Below are 15038 nucleotides of genomic sequence, written 5' to 3'. Positions count from 1 at the left end.
ATTCATGAACAGCAGTGGTCTATTTCTTGATCCAGCTCTCGTACTTGGCCTGGACCTCTTCCTCGGAGAGCATCGGCACCTCATACATCCCCTTGGCCATACGCTGGCGGAAAGCCTCGTACAAAATGACCGCCGCGGCCACGGACACGTTCAGGCTCTGCACCATGCCCTGCATGGGGATGTAGATGTGGTCCGTCACCAGGGTTTGCAGCTCCTGGGCCACCCCGTCGTGCTCGTTTCCCAGGATCACCGCCGTGGGCATGGTCATGTCCCAGTCCGTGAGCGCCTTCGCGCCCGGCCCGAACCCGGTGGAAAGCACCTGATGCCCTGTGTCCCGAAACGCCGTGACCATCTCGCGGGCGGACTTGTGGCGCTTTATCTCCACCCACTTCTTGGCCGAGGCCGAACTCTTGTGCCCCAGGGCCGGAAAGGCCGTGTCTGTGTACAACAGATGCGCCTCGCCCACGCCGAATGCGTCGCAGCTTCTGAGTACGGCGGAGACGTTGTGCGGGTCGTGGATGTTGTTCAGAACCAGGGCCAGGTCTTTCTGCCTGCGGGCCAATACATCCAGAATGCGCTGCTTGCGCTTGTCGGTGCGTTCCATCGTGAGTGTCCTAGAAGAGAATTTCCCCGTCCATGTGCCAGCGCTGGCTGAAGCGACCGCCCGCCCCCGCAGAGGAGACGCCCAGCCGCAGTAGCGCTTTCGGGATAGCCGTTGCCGACATGCCCCGCGAAGCGGCGGGGCGCACGGTAGCCTACGCGGCCTGGAGGGTCAACGGCGGCGGCAAAGCGCAAGCCGTGCGAGGCTACTGTCCACGAGGTGAATTCCGCCGCGAATTGTCCAGTCAGAGCGTCTACAGAGGACACTCCGCACTGGCCGCGCCCCACCAAGCATCACGCATCGTTTTCCCTGAGTGGATCAGGCCGCCCCCCTCGTCACCAATCCCCCGGAACAAGTGACCACGTTGCCCTTCGCGACGCAAACACTGTATTTTCAAATCAATCTGATTATTGCGGGAGACACGCCGTTGGCTACATTCATTCTCATTCATGGACCAGAGCCTGTACACACCCATCAAGATCGTCGACGCGATCCTGCCGGGAGCTTCGGCAAAGCCCGAGCTGGCCAAGTACCTTGAATTCATGGGAAGCCCCGCCGCCAAGAGCATCCTGGTGAAACACGGACTGTGACGGACCTCAGCGCGTGGCTGGAGTTGCTCGGCCAGCCGCGCGTGATGTTTCCCCTCGCGCTCACCGCCAAGGCCGCCCTGCTCACCATGCCCCTTCATCTGGCAGCCGGGCTCGGCCTGGGGGCGTATCTCGCCAGAAAAAATGCCCCGTTTCGCGGCCTCATCGAAATGGCCGTGACCCTTCCGCTTGTGTTTCCCCCGGTGGCCATCGGTTTCGCCCTGCTCCTGCTACTGGGGCGCCGAAGCACGGCGGGCGGCTGGCTGTGGGACTCCTTCGGCGTCGAAGTGGTGTTCTCGTTCTGGGGGATCGTGCTGTCGGCTTTCATCTCGGGCCTGCCGCTCATCGTCCGGCCCGTCCAATCCGCCATCCGCTCCTTTCCGCAACGCACGGTGGAAGCCGCCCTCATGCTGGGAAAGACCCGGACCCAGGCCTTCTTCCTGGTGGTCCTACCCAACATCCGGCGCACCGTGGCCACAGGGCTCATCCTTGCATTCGGCCGCTCGCTCGGGGAGGTGGGCATCACCATGATGCTGGGGGGAAACATCCTGGGCAGGACCAACACCCTGTCGCTGGAAATCTACAACGCCGTCTCGACGGGAGAATTCGAGACCGCCCTCATGCTCTCGGTGGTGCTCGAGGCGGTCTCGGCTTGCATCATGCTGGCGCTCAAGCGCCTTGGGGCGCTGTAATTCGCGGACACGTCCGCCGCTTTCAGATCGCAATGCCGCTCAGGACCGCCAGCATGTTGCAGCAGTACCGGGCGGCGCCGAATCTTCTCATGACGTGTTCACTCGCTTTGAGCCGCATGGCCTACGGCTTCTGGAACCCGTAGCCATCCAGGATGGCCTGCCCCTTCGGGCCAAGCACGAAAGCCTTGAACTGGGCGGCTTCAGGATTTGCCCCGGCCACGACTGTCAGCCCGTACTGCGCGCCAACGGTCAGCGCCTTGGGCAGCTCGATTATTTCAAGGCCCGGCAGCTCAGCCACGGCCAGCCTTGCTGTGGTGAGGTACACCAGGAACACGTCGGCCCTGCCTTCCTCGATGTGCCAGGCGATCTGGCTGCGGGGGTATTCCATGGGGGGCATGGCCAGGGCCGGGTCACCCACGAGCTTGATGGCCTTGGCCTTGAGCGCGGCAGCCGCTCCCGGCTTCAGGGCGTCCGCCATGTCGAACATCTTCCAGGCATAGTCCCCGCCCGGATCGAGCACCGGCGTGGAGGTCCCCAGTTTCACGGAGGGATCGGTCAGCTTTGCCACCAGGTTCGCCTGGGTTATCCCCACGGACTTTTTGGCCAGCACGCACAAGACGTTGCGGGTGAAGGGCACGGGCGCGTCGGCCAGTCCCTGGGAGGCCAGGACCGCCGGATTTTCCATGTCGGCGGAAGCGAACACGCCGGGGCGCTCGCCCTTTTCGATGCGCTGACGCAGCGAGCCGGAGCCGGAGCCTGTCAGCGCGACGGGGGTGCCGGTCTCGGCGGTGAAGGCCTTGCCGATGTCCGCCATGGCCTTGGACAGGCTCCCCGCGTGGAAGACGGACAATTTATTTGAATCATCCTGCTGGGCCAGGGCGAAAGACCCAGCGAACACCATGAAACAACACGCAACAATAACGAACAGTGACTTCTTCACAACCCCTCCTGAACGGCGAAACCCGGGTCGCCCCGGGTTTCACGTTCCATATATGGTTCCAATTTGCCTATTCGACGTTCAGGATAACCGAGAAGGCCTTGAACAACGCGCAGATGTCGTCGCCCACCTTCATGTCCAGCGCCTTGACGGATTCGTCCGTCACCAGGGAGCAGATCTTGGTGCCGTCGGCCAGTTCCACGATCACCTCGGCGGAAATCTGCCCCTCGTTCACCTTCACGATCTTGCCGCAGTACTTGTTGCGGGCGCTGGTCTTGAGCTTCATGTCCTCCTTGACCAGGATGACCCAGGGGGCCTTCACCGTGGCGGTGACCAGCGAACCTTCCGATATTCCCAAGGCAGCCAGGCTGTCGTGGGTGATCACCGACACGACCTTCAGGCCGCTCGGCGTGGCCACTTCCACTTCGGCCAGGATGTTGCCGGAGCGGATCGCGGTCACTTTTCCGGTGAATGAATTCCGTGCGCTTGTCTTCATTTCTGACTCCTTCAGGATGTAATAATTGACAATGCGTTTGATGTCGCTTTCCGTAAAATTGACGTACTGGGCGGTCATATTCACGCTCTGGTGCCCCATGATGGCCTGCACCGCCTTGAGCGGGATGCCTTCCCGCAGCAGTTCCACGGCGCGAGAGTGGCGTATCACCCTGGGATTGGCCAGGTCCCTGGGGATTTTGCATTCATCGGCACGCTCATAGAACTTCCTGCGCACAAACCCCTGATCCATCTTGAAGGCGTCTCCCCCCAGCGAGCTTATCATGGGCTCCCTGAGCAGCAGTTCAACCTCGCGGGCGACGTTCTTGGGGAGCTTGACACGCCGCACCTGCTCTCCCCTGACGATCACCTCGGACTGCGAAAAGTCGAAATCGGTGGCGTCGTTCAGCGCCGTGCTCTCCCCGAGCTTCAGCGCGCCGTGCCGGATAAGCAGGAAAAGCAGCCATATGCGTGCGCGCGACCGCCTGCGGGGCGGGCTTGCCGCCGATTCGTACCAGGTCCTGAACGAGTCCGTCAGAACTTCAAGCTGGGCGTGATCCAGGTGTTTGACGTCCGAAGGCACCTCGAAGGATTTGGCAGGGCACGGCGCTTTCGTCCCAGGGCCTCGGACCGGACCGCCCGGCTGCTCAGGGGAAAGTCCGGCCGGGGAGCGCTTCTCGCTGACCTTGTCCATAACGAAGCGTAGATCGTCCGAACCGAGCGAATTCAGGAATGCAACCAGATTATCGCGAATCATGAAAGAACACCTCGTATCTTCCTGATAGCACGAGATAAGTTCCTTGTCTCATTGTCACGATTGTTCAGCAAAGCGTGAGCAAGTGGTCAGGATGGCGGGTTGAGTGTACTGCATACGCTCGATCAATAATCCAGTTTCACGCAAGGCGTATCACTCATGGAACTTGTCCTCATTCTTGCAATCTGCTTCACGCTCCTTTTCGTCGTGGAGGTATTCCTGGGAGGTGCAGTCCCCGCCCCCGAACAGGATGCCCCCGCATTGCGCAGGCGCATGGGCATGGGGGCCTTCTTCGGGCAAGCGCTGCCTTTGTCCGCCGCAGGAATCGGCCTGCCCATGTCCATCCAGCATCCCTGGGCCTTGTGGCTGGTGGCCGGGGCCGCCGTGCTGCACATTCTCGTCTGCCGGGTACTGAAGGCCTGCTGACATGAGCATCACCTACTCACCCATAGGCGTCATCCGCACTCCGCACGCCACCGTCAAAGGCATGCCCATCCAGCCTGTGGGAGCCGTGGGCGTGCCTGGGACCATCGACGTGTTCGAGCCTTTCCGGCAGGGCCTTGCGGACCTGGACGGATTCTCCCATATCCTGCTGGTGTACCACCTGCATGAGATCAAGGGGTTCAACCTCATGGTGAAGCCCTATCTGGGCGACGCCCTGCACGGCATCTTCGCCACCCGCTCGCCCAAGCGGCCAAACCCCATTGGGCTGTCCGTGCTGCGGCTCATGGGGCATGACGGGGAGAAGGTCTTCGTGGAGAACGTGGACATGCTGGACAACACGCCCGTATTGGACATCAAGCCCTACGTCCCGGCTTTCGACTCGTGGGACGCCGACCGCATCGGATGGTTCGAAGGGGTGGTCCAGAACGCGCGAAAGCATGAGGCGGACGAACGGTTCCACAAGGCCGGGTGAGGGATACGTCACCCGGACACGGCGCCTCGCCGTCTCTCTTGAATCACAAACATCCAAAAGGAGTACAAGACATGAAGATGTTGCAAGTCATGCGGGGAACGCTTCTCTTTCTGGCGCTCGCGCTCGGTTGCGTGGCCCCGGCCATGGCCGGGGAGATCACCATCTCCGCCGCCGCGAGCCTCACCAACGCTTTCCAGGAATTGAAGCCCCTGTTCGAGAAGGCAGCTCCGGGAACCACGCTGCTGTTCAACTTCGCGGCATCCGGCCCGCTCCTTAAGCAGATCGAATCCGGCGCGCCCGTGGACGTGTTCGCCTCTGCGGACCAGGAGACCATGAACCAGGCCGTGGCCAAGAAGCTCATCGCCGAGGGTACCCGCAAGGACTTCACGGCCAACACCCTGGTGATGATCACGCCTTCCGACTCCACCCTGGGCCTGAAGGCCCCCAAGGACCTCGCAAACCCCAAGGTTGAGCGGATCGCCATCGGCAACCCCGATTCCGTCCCCGCCGGACGCTACGCGCGCCAGTCCCTGACGGCCGCCGGAGTCTACGACGCCCTCAAGCCCAAATTCATCCTGGGCGAGAGCGTCCGCCAGGTGCTGGACTACGTGGGCCGGGGCGAAGTGCAGGTCGGGTTCGTCTACAACACCGACGCCATGATCGCCAAAGAGAAGGTCAAGGTCGTGGGCGAGATGAGCGGGCATGACCCGGTCACCTACCCCGCCGCCGTGATCGCCGCTTCTCAGAAGAAGGCCGAAGCAGAAAAGTTCCTGGCGTTCCTCGCATCCCCCGAAGGCCAGGCCGTGCTCGCCAAATACGGATTCAAGAAGCCGTAAACGCAGGCGACGCAGTACCCAATGACCGAGTTCCCGACGGACGCCATCCTGATAACCATCAAGGTGGCGTCCTTTTCAACGGCTATTTCCTTCGCCTTCAGCGTTCTGCTGGCCTATGTGATGTCGCGCCGGAATGTCCCCGGCAGAAGGATCATAGATTCGCTGTGCACGCTCCCAATTGTGCTGCCTCCCACCGTGCTGGGCTTCTTCCTGCTCGTTATCGTCGGACGCAGGGGAGTGCTTGGCGCGTGGCTGGCCGAGCAGGGCATCAACCTGATCTTCTCCTGGCAGGGCGCGGTGCTTGCGGCCACGGTGGTGATCTTCCCGCTGATCTACAAATCCGCGCGGGGAGCCTTTGACGGCGTGGACCGCAACCTGGAGAACGCGGCCCGCAGCCTGGGGGCCAATGAGGTGAAGGTATTTTTCCTGGTCTCGCTGCCCCAGGCCAGAAACGGCATCATCGCCGGGACCCTCCTGGCCTTCGCAAGGGGCATGGGCGAGTTCGGCGCCACGCTCATGATCGCCGGGAACATTCCCGGCAAGACCCAGACCCTGGCGCTGGCCATCTACGACGCGTTCTCGGCGGGCAAGGACACGCAGGCGGCGCTGCTGGCGGCCACCACCTCGGCTATCTGCCTGGCCATCCTGGTGAGCGCGGATTGGCTTTTCAGCCCCTCCCGGCAGGGATGAATGTTTTCCGTAGACGTGGAAAAATCCTTCCTGAGAGGAAAAGAGCCGTTCACCCTGCGGGTCGCCTTCGAGACCGATTCGCGGACCCTGGTGATATTCGGCCCGTCCGGCTCCGGCAAGTCCCTCACCCTCCAGCTCATGGCGGGCATGATCGCCCCGGATCGCGGGCGCATCATGATAAACGGCCACGTCCTCTTCGACTCCGCTCGGGCAGTGAACCTCCCGGCCCGCAAACGCCGCATCGGCTACGTGTTCCAGGACTACGCCCTGTTCCCGCACATGTCCGTGCGCAAGAACATCGCCTTCGGCCTGGTTCCCGGCCCGGAAAACGGGCGCGCGGGCAAGACCGGCGACGCCATCGACGAACTCCTGGCCCGCTTCGAGATCTCGCACATCGCCGACAGCATGCCGGGACGGATCTCCGGCGGACAGAAGCAACGCGTGGCCCTGGCGCGGGCGCTGGCCATGAATCCGGACGTCCTGTTCCTGGACGAGCCGCTCTCCGCCCTGGACCCGCTCCTGCGCAGAAAGGTCCGGCAGGACCTGCTCGACTCCATCGCCCTCACCGGCCTGCCTACCGTGCTCATCAGCCATGATCCGGAGGACGTGGACGCGTTCGCCAGATCGCTGGTGATTCTCGACAGCGGCGAGACCAAGATCGTCTTCGACTACCAGCAGGAGCGTAGCGCCTACGACTCCGCGTACGAAATGCTGGACGTGCTGCTGGAGAGCAACCGCAAGCGACACTGAGCGGGGATTTCACGACGCCCCTAGCCGCATCAATGGAACGCCGATGAAGTAGTCCGGGGACATTCCAGGCACGCCGGAATCTCCCTGTGCGCCTTGATCTGACGGCCTATCCGGCGCCCTGTCCCGGCATGCCGCCCCCATGCCCCGCCCAGTCTTTTGTAGCGTCCTTTCAAGTTCGGGCTGCTCAGGCTTGTCCACGACATGGTTTCGCACTATGATGGAAAGAGTTGGCTCTGTATCAGGGCCGCCTTGGCGGCAGCTTTGTCGAATACCTGGGCGTATTCCCCCACAATCCTCCTGCAAACAACACTCTGGAGCATCCATGACCACCCCCTTCAACGCCGTAGCCCAGACCTGGGATGAAGATCCCCGCAGGGTCGCGGTGGCCGCAGCCATAGTCGCGAAGATGATCGGCGCGCTGCGCCTGACCCCTCAAACGACCCTCCTGGATTATGGCGCGGGAACCGGGCTGGTCAGCCTGGCGCTCGCCCCCCATGTGGGAAGGCTCATCGCCGTGGACGAAGCCGACGGGATGCTCGACATCCTCCGCGCCAAGCTGGCTGAAGCCGACCCCGGCAACGTGGAGGTCAGACATTGGAGCGCCGGGCAGGACAATTCCGGCTTGCCGGAGTTCGATGTGATCACCGGGTCCATGGTGCTGCACCATATGGAGGACATCCCGGCTGCGGCGGCAGTCTTCCACGGCCTGCTGCGCCCTGGCGGAGTCGCGGCGTTCGCGGACCTGGATCTGGACGACGGGCGCTTCCACGGAACGGAAATGCATACGTTCCATCCGGGTTTCGACCGCGGCTGGCTGCGCGCAGTGTTCGAGCAGGCCGGGTTCACCTCAGTCGCATTCCAAGAAGCTCATCAGGTGACCAAGAAATTCGCAGACGGCGAGGAGCGCACCTTCCCCATCTTCCTGCTGACGGCAGTCCGCAGCTGACGCGCGCCCGTTGCGAGCCCAATGAAGAAGGCCCGGAAAGCTGTTGCTTTCCGGGCCTTGAACTTTGATTCGAGCCACTTCGAACGCTTCGCGCCCAAACTGCGACCCGCTGAAATCTGGTACCGGGAGGGGGACTCGAACCCCCAAGGCCTTGCGACCGGCGGATTTTGAGTCCGCTGCGTCTACCAATTCCGCCATCCCGGCATGCAAAAGGGTTTTCTCTCTAGGACACGCGCGGCCAAGTGTCAAGAATGGCTTGTGCTTCCCGGTTCTAGCTGGTAGCCCGGACACCCCATGGACATGCCGCTCGGAACCATCGCCAACGCCGCCGCCATCGTGGCCGGGAGCCTCATCGGGCTTCTGATGCACGGTCGCTTCCCAGAGAACGTCAAGAAGATCGTCTTTCAGGCGCTGGGCCTTTCCGTGCTCCTGATCGGCCTGCAGATGGCCCTCAAGATGGACAGGCCGTTGCTCGTCGTTTTCAGTCTGGTGCTTGGCGGCATCGCGGGCGAGCTTCTTCGCATCGAGGACCGTTTGGAATCCATGGGGGAGCGCCTGAAGCGCGTCTCGCGCTCCAAGAGCGACCTGTTCACCGACGGTTTTGTTTCGGCCTCGCTGATCTACTGCGTGGGCTCCATGGCCATCCTGGGCTCGCTTGACGACGGCCTGCGAAACGACCCCACCATCCTGCTCACCAAGGCCACCCTGGACGGCTTCGCCTCCATCCCCCTGGCCTCCACCTACGGCGTGGGCGTCATGTTCTCCGCCGTGCCGGTGTTCCTGTACCAGGGCGCCATGACCCTGGCTGCAGGGTCCGTGCGCGAGGTGGTCACGCCAGAGCTTCTCACGCAGATCACCTCCACCGGGGGGCTGCTCATTTTGTCCATCGGCGTGAACCTCCTGGGGTTCGCGCACATCCGCGTCGGCAACCTGCTGCCCGCGATCATAGCCGCCGCGCTCTTGAGTTTCACACCCATTTAGGCCACAAACGGGGACGCCATGCACGAAATGTCCATCGCCCAGTCCATCCTGGACATCATCCAGCAGGAAATGGAGAAGAACGGCCTGACCCAGCTCATCCGGGCCAAGGTCAAATTCGGCGGCCTCACCAACACCGTGCCCGAAGCGCTGGAGACGTGCTTCATGGCGCTCACGGTGAAGACCCCGCTGGAATCCGCCGTGTTCGAATTGGAGCAGATCCCCCCGCTCTACAGGTGTTTCAAGTGCAGCCACGAGTTCTCGCCCGAGCACCCCAACCGGATGCTGGTGCCCTGCCCGGCCTGCGGCGAGGAACTCGGCCACACCGTGCTGGCAGGCAAGGAACTTTTCATCGACTACATAGAGGCGCAGTAACATGAAAGTATCCGTGATCAGAAACGTCCTGGAAGCCAACGACCGCCTTGCCCAGGAGATTAAAGACCTGTTCGCCGCGCGCGGCATCCTGGCGCTCAACCTGATGAGCTCCCCCGGCGCGGGCAAGACGAGCCTTCTGGAGCGCACCCTGCGCGACCTGGCGGGCGAGTTCAAGATGGCCGTCATCGAGGGCGACCTCCAGACCGACAACGACGCCCGGCGCGTGGCCGCAACCGGCGCGCAGGCCGTGCAGATCAACACCGAGGGCGGCTGCCACCTGAACAGCTCCATGATCCTGGAGGCGCTGAAGCAGATCGACCTGGACGGGCTGGACATCCTGTTCATCGAGAACGTGGGCAACCTGGTCTGCCCGGCGGAGTTCGACCTGGGCGAGGATGGCAAGGTGACGCTGCTCTCCGTTACCGAAGGCGACGACAAGCCGGAAAAGTACCCGCTCATGTTCAATTTGAGCGAGGTGTCGCTCTTGAACAAAGTGGACCTGCTGCCCTACGTGGACTTCGACATGGAGCGAGCCCGGGGCTTCATGCGGGCCTTGAATAAGGACATCATCATCTTCGGCGTCTCCTGCAAGACCAGCGAAGGGCTGGAGGGGTGGTATGAGTGGCTCAGGAAGAAACGGGCCGCGAAGAAGGGCTAACGAGATTTGAAAAAGGGGGCTTCGGCCCCCTTTTTCGTAGGCAAACACGCTGATTGTTTCAGAGGCGAACCTTCCGAGCTCATCCTGTACTCCCCCTGCCCCGCCGTGGTATCTTTCCAACAACGACGGCCACGCCGGGCACGGCGTCCACGACCCCAAAATCAAACCGAATCACCGCACCAGGAGACACTTCATGGCCGAACTCTTTGAAGCCACCACCATAAACGGCATGTCCCTCCGCAACCGTTTCGTGCGCTCCGCCACTTGGGAGGGCCTTGCCGAGTCCGACGGCTCGGTCACGCCGCGCCTCGTGGAGATGGTCGCCGAGCTGGCCCGTGGCGAAGTGGGCCTCATCATCAGCAGCCACGCCTTTGTCACCCGCGAGGGTCAGGCAGGCCTGAAACAGGTCGGCGCGTACTCGGACGCTTTGCTTCCCGGCCTCGCCGCCATGGCCAAGGGCGTCCACGACGCTGGAGGGAAAATAGCCTTGCAACTGGCCCACGCCGGAAACCAGGGCAACGCCGCGCTCACCGGCCTTCGTCCCGTGGGGCCGAGCCCCTGCCTTGTGGACGGCCAATCCATCTGCGACACCCTGGACAAGCCCGGCATCGCCGCCCTGGTGACCGCCTTCGCCAAGGCTGCCGCGCGCGCGAAAATCACCGGCTACGACGCGGTGCAGGTTCACGCAGCCCACGGTTACCTCTTGAGCCAGTTCCTCTCCCCGGCCTGGAACACCCGCACCGACGAATACGGCGGCGCACTGGAGAACCGGGCGCGGATGCTCCTGGAAGTGGTGCACAGCGTGCGGGAGGCCGTGGGGCCGGATTATCCTGTGCTGGCCAAGATAAACACCGGGGACTTTGTGGAGAACGGCCTGACCATGGAGGACTGCGCCCAGGTGGTCGCCATGCTGCGCGACGCGTCGGTTGACGCCGTGGAGCTTTCTGGCGGGTGCAGGCCAGCTGGCGAGGCCTTCATGCCCGCGCGCAAAGGCAAAATCAAAATCCCGGACCAGGAGGTCTACTACCGCGAGGCAGCGGCCTTGTGCCGCAGCCTGACGGACATGCCCCTGATGCTGGTGGGCGGCATCCGCTCGCTGGATGTGGCGCAGGAGCTTGTCCGCACGGGTCTGGTGGACTATATTTCCATGTGCCGCCCGCTGATCTGCGAGCCGGGGCTCATCAAGCGCTGGCGCGAGGGTGACGTGCGGCCCGCCGAATGCGTGTCGGACAACGCCTGCTACGGGCCGGGATTTGCGGGCGAGGGCATCCGCTGCGTGACCTTCGAGAAGAAGCGCGCCCGCTAAGCCTAAGCGAATCAACAAAAAAAGCGTGCCGCCGGGTCTATCGACCCGGCGGCACGCCTGTATTCAGAGTCGGGTTGCGTCCTGTGCAGCTCAGGTCACTCGGCCGCACCGACTGCAAAATCCACAATACGTCTAGACGAACTCCCTCTTGTTCAGCCCCAGCAAACAGAACACCTCATAGGTGATCGTCCCCCACCAGGCGGCCAGTTCCTCGGGCGTGATGCGCCCCTCGCCGTCGCCGCCCAAGAGCCAGATGTCGTCCCCGGCCCGCACGCCCTCCATGCCGGTCACGTCCACGGCGCACATCTGCATGCACACCCGGCCAAGCACCGGCACCCTGCGCCCCTTCAGGCACATCTGCGCCTTGCCGCTCAAGGAGCGGCTGTAGGCGTCGGCGTAGCCCGCCGCCACGATGGCCACGGTCTTGTCCTCCGGCGCGGTGTAGGTGCAGCCGTAGCTGACACTCTGTCCGGCGCGCAGACCGTGGACGGACAGAATCTTCGTCTTGACGCTCATGGCCGGCTTGAGGTCTCGCCCGAGCGCCTCGCGCTCGGTGCCGTGGAAGGGATTGCCGCCGTACAGGGCGATCCCGGCCCGCTGCTGGTCCAGGTGCAGGTCCGGGTGGCCCAGGATGGCGGCGGAGTTGGCTATGTTGGCCGTGTGCGCAAGCCCCAGCGCCGCAAGCTCGCGACGGATGGCCGCGAACTCCTCGGCCTGGGCGGCCACGTAGGAGAAGGCCTCGGGCTCGTCCGCCGTAGCCAGGTGCGAGCTGACCATGTCCAGCCGGACGTTCTTCATGGCCTTCAACCGCTCGGCCAGGGCCGGGACGTCGGCCAGGGTGAAGCCCAGGCGGCGCATGCCCGTGTCGAACTTCAAGGCCACCGGCAGCACCTCGTCCTGAGCCTTCTCAAGCTGCGCCAGCCGGTCCAGCTGCTCGAAGGTGTGCAGGAAGGGGATCACGCCCGCGCTCCACAGGGCCGCGTACTCGGCGTCCTCAACAGGCCCCAGCAGGGCGATGACGCGATGCGCATGGCCCGTGCCGCGCAGGGCCACGGCCTCCTCCACGGTGCCCACGGCGAAGGTTTCCGCGCCCGCGCCCGCCAGCACCTGGGCCACCTGGGACAGCCCGTGGCCGTAGGCGTCGGCCTTGATCACGGCGATGGGGGCTCCCGAGCCGGAAGCGGCGCTCAGAACCTGATAATTATGAACGATATTGGCCAGTTCGATGACCGCCGTGACCTTATTATACAGAATGCTCATGTCAGCTCCGTTGCCGGATGGTTCGTGATCGGTTAGTTTGCGGCGATGCAAGCCTACCGTACCATTCGCGTCCTGCCGCCCACGCTTCAGAACCAGATCGCCGCCGGTGAGGTGGTAGAGCGCCCGTCGAGCGTCGTCAAGGAACTCGTGGAAAACAGCCTGGATGCGGGCGCGGACCGGGTGCAGGTCAGCCTGGACGGGGGCGGCGTGGGGCTCATCCTGGTGCAGGACAACGGGCGCGGCATGGACGAGGGAGAAATGCGCCTCGCGCTCACCCGCCACGCCACCAGCAAGCTCACCGCCGTGGAGGATTTGGAGTCCATCGCCACGTTCGGGTTTCGCGGCGAGGCCCTGCCCTCCATCGCCTCGGTGTCTCGCCTGCGGCTGGCCTCCAAGAGCCAGGACGGGAGCGATGCCCACGTGGTGGACGTCCACTTCGGCGATTTCCGCCAGGAAGGCCCCACGGCCATGGTGCAGGGCACGCGCATCGAGGTGCGCGACCTGTTCGCCAACGTCCCGGCGCGGCTCAAGTTTCTGAAGTCCCAGGCCACGGAACTGCGCCGCTGCCAGGAAGTTCTGGAGCGCATGGCCCTGTCGCGCCTGGACGTGGGCTTCAAGCTGACCATCGGCGAAAAGCCGGTCATGCGCTTCGTGGCCGGGCAGAACCTGCTGTCGCGCCTTGCCGCCGTGTGGCCGCCAGCCGTGACCCAGGCCCTGGTGCCTGTGGAGTCCGACATGCACGGCTGCCGCGTCACCGGATTCGCCGGGCTCTCGCACGTGGGGCAGGCCCGAGCCGACAAGATGCTCTTCTACGTGAACGGGCGCCCCGTGCAGGACCGCGTGCTGCTGCGCGCCGTGCGCGAGGCCTACAAGGGGCGCATGCTCTCGCGCGAATATCCCGTGGCGGCGCTGTTCATCACCACCGGGCCGGGCGAGGTGGACGTGAACGTGCACCCGGCCAAGACCGAAGTGCGTTTTCGCGACGAGGGCCTCCTGTTCACCCTGGTGCGCACGGCGGTGGCCCGCGCCCTGGACCTGGGCGCGCCCTCGGCCCGCATGACCAGCGTGCTGGACCACCGGGGGGAGTCCCTGGCCCCGGCGCAACCACAAGGCGAATTGGATATCCCGCCCGCGTCCAAAGGCCCGAAATACGCCACCTACCGCGACTACCTGACCGAGGTGGGCCGCGAGGGGCAGGACGCAGACGGCGCATCGTCCCGCCTGGAGCCGTCGGGGCTTTCGTCCGGGCGCATGAGCCAGCCCGACGACGCCCACCTGCCTGCGTATTTGCGCATGCGCTCGCGCAGCACGGAGTCAGGCGCGCCGAGCGGAGCAGAGCGCGAGGAGAGCGGGTATACACCTTCCGGGCCTTCCGGAATTTCGGGCGCAGGTCGCGGCGTCGGACATCCTGACGCCGGGGGAGCAGACAGGGGAGAGTCCTGGCGTGATCGGGACGCCCTGCCGGACGAGGAAACCGGCCCGGCAGCAGCGCATGTGGCGCGTTTCCGCGAACCGCCCGCCCTGCGCGATTCGGGAGCGGCCCAGTACGGCGCGGCTCAGCCGGATGGTAGAACCACACGCGACCAGAGCTTTGACGACCGTCGGGACCAGCCGACGCAGCGGGCCGCTGATGGCCAACGCACCCAAAGAAGCCGCTCCGTGGGCGGCGTGGAGTACCTGGGCCAGGTGGCGGGAACGTACCTGGTGCTGCGTCTGGCCGGAGAGGGCCTCGCACTCCTGGACCAGCACGCGGCGCACGAGCGGGTGCTGTTCGACAAGATGCGCGCCTCCCACACGCGCGGACAGAGCCAACCCCTGGCCATCCCCTTCGAGATGACCCTGCACCCATCGGAGCAGAAGAAGCTGACGGCCCTGTGGCCGGACCTGACCGCGCTCGGCTTCCAGATGCAGGCCCCCAAGCCGGGGTCGGTGTCCGTAAGGGGGATTCCGCCGCTTCTGACCACCGGACAGGCCAAGGAGTTTTTGAGGGAGGCCGTGACCGGACAGGCGGGAAGCATGGCCGATCTGTGGGCTGTGATGAGTTGCAAGGCGGCCATCAAGGCGGGCGACGCCCTGGCCGAAGACGAAGCGCTGGCCCTGCTGGAGGCCTGGAGCACCACGAAAGACCGGGACTACTGCCCCCACGGCAGGCCGGTGGTGGTGAATTGGGACAAGAAGGACCTGGAGAAGCTGTTCAAGCGGAGGAAGTAAGGTCTAGCCGCCAGTTGACGGCTAGTTGCCGGTCCAGGACGCATCAGCG

At 64.1% G+C, this 15038-nt stretch carries 17 protein-coding genes and 1 tRNA gene; 13 read left to right on the top strand and 5 right to left on the bottom strand.

The features are described from left to right. Positions 1 to 19 precede the first annotated feature (19 nt). A complete protein-coding gene (locus tag G453_RS0108270; RefSeq protein ID WP_027190681.1) occupies positions 20 to 604 on the bottom strand; it encodes a TrmH family RNA methyltransferase in 585 nt (194 codons plus the stop codon). A 446-nt stretch (positions 605 to 1050) separates the two neighbouring features. Between G453_RS0108270 and G453_RS27850 the strand changes: the two genes are divergently transcribed. Together G453_RS27850 and G453_RS0108260 are read left to right on the top strand one after the other, a co-directional pair. After that, the gene (locus G453_RS27850) at positions 1051 to 1191 is read left to right on the top strand and encodes a substrate-binding domain-containing protein (RefSeq protein WP_156920849.1); all 141 of its coding nucleotides are present in this window, start codon (positions 1051 to 1053) and stop codon (positions 1189 to 1191) included. Beyond that, complete coding sequence (locus G453_RS0108260) at positions 1188 to 1880, top strand: molybdate ABC transporter permease subunit (RefSeq protein ID WP_043645031.1); 693 nt, start codon at positions 1188 to 1190, stop codon at positions 1878 to 1880. The genes G453_RS27850 and G453_RS0108260 overlap by 4 nt, the downstream gene beginning before the upstream one ends. Positions 1881 to 2001: 121 nt before the next feature. On the opposite strand, the gene G453_RS0108255 is transcribed toward G453_RS0108260, so the two are convergent. Both G453_RS0108255 and G453_RS0108250 read right to left on the bottom strand, forming a co-directional pair. After that, the gene (locus G453_RS0108255) at positions 2002 to 2820 is read right to left on the bottom strand and encodes a substrate-binding domain-containing protein (protein ID WP_051272021.1); all 819 of its coding nucleotides are present in this window, start codon (positions 2818 to 2820) and stop codon (positions 2002 to 2004) included. Positions 2821 to 2887: 67 nt separating this feature from the next. Further along, complete coding sequence (locus G453_RS0108250) at positions 2888 to 4066, bottom strand: TOBE domain-containing protein (RefSeq protein ID WP_235731722.1); 1179 nt, start codon at positions 4064 to 4066, stop codon at positions 2888 to 2890. 156 nt (positions 4067 to 4222) lie between these two features. Between G453_RS0108250 and G453_RS0108245 the strand changes: the two genes are divergently transcribed. The 6 genes from G453_RS0108245 (at position 4223) to G453_RS0108220 (ending at position 8201) form a co-directional block, all read left to right on the top strand. Continuing rightward, complete coding sequence (locus G453_RS0108245; RefSeq protein ID WP_027190677.1) at positions 4223 to 4489, top strand: hypothetical protein; 267 nt, start codon at positions 4223 to 4225, stop codon at positions 4487 to 4489. A gap of 1 nt (position 4490) precedes the next feature. After that, positions 4491 to 4979: a tRNA (N6-threonylcarbamoyladenosine(37)-N6)-methyltransferase TrmO gene (gene tsaA / locus G453_RS0108240; RefSeq protein ID WP_027190676.1), complete on the top strand. Its 489-nt coding sequence runs from the start codon at positions 4491 to 4493 to the stop codon at positions 4977 to 4979. Positions 4980 to 5050: 71 nt separating this feature from the next. Continuing rightward, positions 5051 to 5815 (top strand): molybdate ABC transporter substrate-binding protein, encoded by a 765-nt coding sequence (modA, locus tag G453_RS0108235; RefSeq protein WP_407635551.1) that lies wholly within the window; start codon positions 5051 to 5053, stop codon positions 5813 to 5815. Positions 5816 to 5836: 21 nt separating this feature from the next. After that, entirely contained in the window at positions 5837 to 6505 is a 669-nt protein-coding gene (gene modB / locus G453_RS0108230) for a molybdate ABC transporter permease subunit (protein ID WP_027190674.1), read from the top strand. Beyond that, positions 6506 to 7255, top strand: a complete 750-nt coding sequence (locus G453_RS0108225; protein ID WP_043645028.1) for an ATP-binding cassette domain-containing protein — start codon at positions 6506 to 6508, stop codon at positions 7253 to 7255. A gap of 322 nt (positions 7256 to 7577) precedes the next feature. Further along, positions 7578 to 8201: a class I SAM-dependent methyltransferase gene (locus tag G453_RS0108220; RefSeq protein WP_027190672.1), complete on the top strand. Its 624-nt coding sequence runs from the start codon at positions 7578 to 7580 to the stop codon at positions 8199 to 8201. 117 nt (positions 8202 to 8318) lie between these two features. Here G453_RS0108220 and G453_RS0108215 read toward each other — a convergent pair. Beyond that, a tRNA-Leu gene (locus G453_RS0108215) sits at positions 8319 to 8405 on the bottom strand. A 90-nt stretch (positions 8406 to 8495) separates the two neighbouring features. On the opposite strand from G453_RS0108215, the gene G453_RS0108210 reads away from it, so the two are divergent. The 4 genes from G453_RS0108210 (at position 8496) to G453_RS0108195 (ending at position 11518) form a co-directional block, all read left to right on the top strand. After that, a complete protein-coding gene (locus tag G453_RS0108210; protein WP_027190671.1) occupies positions 8496 to 9182 on the top strand; it encodes a DUF554 domain-containing protein in 687 nt (228 codons plus the stop codon). Positions 9183 to 9200: 18 nt separating this feature from the next. Beyond that, positions 9201 to 9554 carry a hydrogenase maturation nickel metallochaperone HypA/HybF gene (locus tag G453_RS0108205; protein ID WP_027190670.1) on the top strand — a complete coding sequence of 118 codons (354 nt, stop codon included), beginning with the start codon at positions 9201 to 9203 and terminating at the stop codon, positions 9552 to 9554. 1 nt (position 9555) lies between these two features. Continuing rightward, complete coding sequence (gene hypB, locus G453_RS0108200) at positions 9556 to 10212, top strand: hydrogenase nickel incorporation protein HypB (protein ID WP_027190669.1); 657 nt, start codon at positions 9556 to 9558, stop codon at positions 10210 to 10212. 193 nt (positions 10213 to 10405) lie between these two features. Then, positions 10406 to 11518, top strand: coding sequence for an NADH:flavin oxidoreductase (locus G453_RS0108195; RefSeq protein WP_027190668.1), 1113 nt, complete (start codon positions 10406 to 10408; stop codon positions 11516 to 11518). A gap of 132 nt (positions 11519 to 11650) precedes the next feature. Here the strand turns inward: G453_RS0108195 and alr are convergent, their stop codons facing one another. Next, positions 11651 to 12778: an alanine racemase gene (gene alr, locus G453_RS0108190; RefSeq protein WP_027190667.1), complete on the bottom strand. Its 1128-nt coding sequence runs from the start codon at positions 12776 to 12778 to the stop codon at positions 11651 to 11653. 45 nt (positions 12779 to 12823) lie between these two features. Between alr and mutL the strand changes: the two genes are divergently transcribed. After that, positions 12824 to 14989 (top strand): DNA mismatch repair endonuclease MutL, encoded by a 2166-nt coding sequence (mutL, locus tag G453_RS0108185; protein ID WP_027190666.1) that lies wholly within the window; start codon positions 12824 to 12826, stop codon positions 14987 to 14989. Positions 14990 to 15038 lie beyond the last annotated feature (49 nt).

Origin of the sequence: Fundidesulfovibrio putealis DSM 16056, assembly GCF_000429325.1 — a bacterium.
GTDB classification, from domain to species: domain Bacteria; phylum Desulfobacterota; class Desulfovibrionia; order Desulfovibrionales; family Desulfovibrionaceae; genus Fundidesulfovibrio; species Fundidesulfovibrio putealis.
The sequence above is the reverse complement of the archived record's forward strand: the minus strand, read 5'-3'. Positions and strand labels throughout refer to the sequence as shown.